This is a genomic window from Propionimicrobium lymphophilum DSM 4903 (assembly GCF_000423485.1).
In the GTDB taxonomy this organism is placed as follows: domain Bacteria; phylum Actinomycetota; class Actinomycetes; order Propionibacteriales; family Propionibacteriaceae; genus Propionimicrobium; species Propionimicrobium lymphophilum.
In genome coordinates this window covers 1-2,386 of the sequence record NZ_AUIB01000024.1, presented here as the reverse complement: position 1 = coordinate 2,386, position 2,386 = coordinate 1, and the positions used below count along the sequence as shown (strand labels likewise).

At 58.3% G+C, this 2,386-nt stretch carries 2 protein-coding genes and 1 pseudogene; all 3 read left to right on the top strand.

Annotation, left to right across the window (positions count from 1 at the left end; genetic code table 11):
* Nucleotides 1–164: 164 nt before the first annotated feature.
* Complete coding sequence (locus G556_RS0107465) at nucleotides 165–1,301, top strand: DUF2800 domain-containing protein (protein ID WP_028822324.1); 1,137 nt, start codon at nucleotides 165–167, stop codon at nucleotides 1,299–1,301.
* A gap of 22 nt (nucleotides 1,302–1,323) precedes the next feature.
* On the top strand, nucleotides 1,324–1,875 hold the full coding sequence (locus tag G556_RS0107460) for a DUF2815 family protein (RefSeq protein ID WP_028822323.1): 552 nt from the start codon (nucleotides 1,324–1,326) through the stop codon (nucleotides 1,873–1,875).
* 77 nt (nucleotides 1,876–1,952) lie between these two features.
* A pseudogene (locus G556_RS0107455) lies at nucleotides 1,953–2,386 on the top strand (DNA-directed DNA polymerase); the annotation flags it as partial.

Below are 2,386 nucleotides of genomic sequence, written 5' to 3'. Positions count from 1 at the left end.
GATAGTGACGCTCGAAGAAGTACGTGCTTTTCTTTCCGAGCTCTCAGCGCAAGGCCACACCGCAAAGGTGCGTGAGCTGATCGTCGAGGCCGGTGCGGACAAGCTCTCAGCGGTAGATCCGTCGAAGTTCGGCTGGCTGCTCGAACAGGCGAAGGAGATCGCTGATGGCACCGTCTGACCACGCACTCCTCTCGGCATCTGGTGCTCACAGGTGGCTCAACTGCACGCCCTCGGCACATCTGGAATCCGATGAGCCGGAGTCAACGTCGAACGCTGCCGAGCAAGGCACCACCGCTCATGCCTTGGCTGAGCACAAACTCCGCCGAGCACTCAAGCAGCGCTCGAAACGTCCGGTCTCCGCCTGGATTGATGACGAGATGGAAAGCCTGACTGACGACTACGTCGCTTACGTCCAAGAACATATCTCGTTGGCAGAGCAAACCTGTGGTGATCCGCAGGTGCTGATCGAGCAACGCCTGGATTTTAGCCACATTGTGCCCGGAGGTTTCGGCACCGGGGATTGCGTGATTATCGCCGAACCCACCTTGCAGATCATTGATCTCAAATACGGGCAAGGCGTCCTCGTCGAGGCCGCGAACAATCCGCAGTTGATGCTCTACGCGCTCGGAGCCCTTCACGCCTTTGGCGACCTGTATGACATCGAGACGGTGGCGGTCACGATCTACCAACCGCGCCGGGCGAACGTCGACACCTGGGAAATTTCTGTTGCCGAGCTCGAACACTGGGCTGAAACGGAAGTGAAGCCCAAGGCCGAGCTCGCCGCTACGGGACAGGGTGAGTTTTGTCCAGGCTCGTGGTGTCAGTTCTGTCGTATCGCGCCAACGTGTCGAGCACGAGCCGAAGCCAATCTTGCGCTTGCCAAGTTGGAATTCGCCCCACCAGCAGAACTGTCGGACGCAGAGATTGCCGACGTGCTCACACGGATTCCACAGCTCAAAACCTGGGCGGCGGATGTGGAAGCCTACGCCCTCTCCAAGGCCGTCAATCAAGGCGTCACGTTTGAGGGGTTAAAGCTCGTCGCCGGTCGTTCAATCCGCAAATACACCTCCGAGAAAGACGTCGCTGCAGCGGCTGAAGCAGCGGGCTATAGGGACATCTATGACCGCAAGCTCATCACCCTCACAGCCATGGAACGTCTCATGGGTAAACCCGCCTTCAACGAGATCCTTGGCGATTTCGTGACCAAACCTGCAGGCAAACCAACCCTGGTGCCTGCATCCGACAAACGGCCAGCGCTTGACCTGGTGAGCGCGGCCACCGATTTCCAACCCAACAAGTAACAAGTAGAAAGCAGAAAAGATTATGACTACTCAGAATCCGACCCGTATTGTGACCGGCGAAGTCCGCCTCAGCTATGCGCATGTGTGGGAGCCGAACTCCATCCAGGGCGGCAAGCCCAAGTACTCCACTTCGCTGATTATCCCGAAGTCCGACACCGCCACCATCGCAGCCATTGAGAAGGCCGTGGATGCGGCCATCGAAGCAGGTATCGGGAAGTTTGGTGGCAAGCGACCCAGCAAGGCCGCCTTGAAGCTTCCGTTGCGTGATGGGGATATTGAGCGTGACGACGAAGCCTACAAGGGCGCCTACTTCCTCAACGCCAACTCCCTGACCGCTCCCCAGATCGTCGATCAGAGCGTCGCCCCGATCCTGGACCGCGCCGAAGTATACTCGGGCTGCTACGCACGCGTATCCCTGTCCTTCTATGCGTTTAACACAAACGGCAACCGTGGCATCGCCTGCGGACTGGGGAACATTCAAAAGACCCGCGACGGAGAAACCCTTGGCGGTGGACGAGTTTCCGCTGAGACCGACTTCGGTGCCTTCGCCGCTGATGACGACTTCCTGAACTAACTACCTCCAATCGTGGAGGGAACCAGCGTTCATTGTTGGTTCCCTCCACTTTTCCTCTATGTGAAAGGAACCTCGTCATGCGAACGCTCTTCTGCGATATCGAGACTTTCAGTCCTGTTCAGCTCGCCAAGGCGGGTGTTTACCCGTATGCCGACCACCCCGACTTCGACCTGCTCTTGTTCGGTTATTCAATCGACGGCGGCCCGGTCGAAATAGTGGATCTTGCCAGCGGCGAGACCCTGCCCGACGAGGTGCTGGCGGCGCTGGTGGATCCGGATGTGGTCAAGTGGGCGCATAACGCCGCCTTCGAACGAGTCTGCCTGTCTGCCTGGCTACGCACTCATCATCCCGAGCTTCTCGCTGATGGGTTTCTTGACCCAAGGCAGTGGCGTTGCACCATGATCTGGTCGGCCTACCTTGGTCTTCCTATGAGCCTCGACGCGGTAGCCACGGTTTTGAAGCTTGACGTGCAGAAAGACAGCGCCGGACGCAAGCTGATCAAGCAGTTTTG

Coding starts and splice junctions, on each gene's coding strand:
- G556_RS0107465 (WP_028822324.1), top strand. CDS start 165: ATGGCACCGTCTGACCACGCACTCCTCTCGGCATCTGGTGCTCACAGG.
- G556_RS0107460 (WP_028822323.1), top strand. CDS start 1,324: ATGACTACTCAGAATCCGACCCGTATTGTGACCGGCGAAGTCCGCCTC.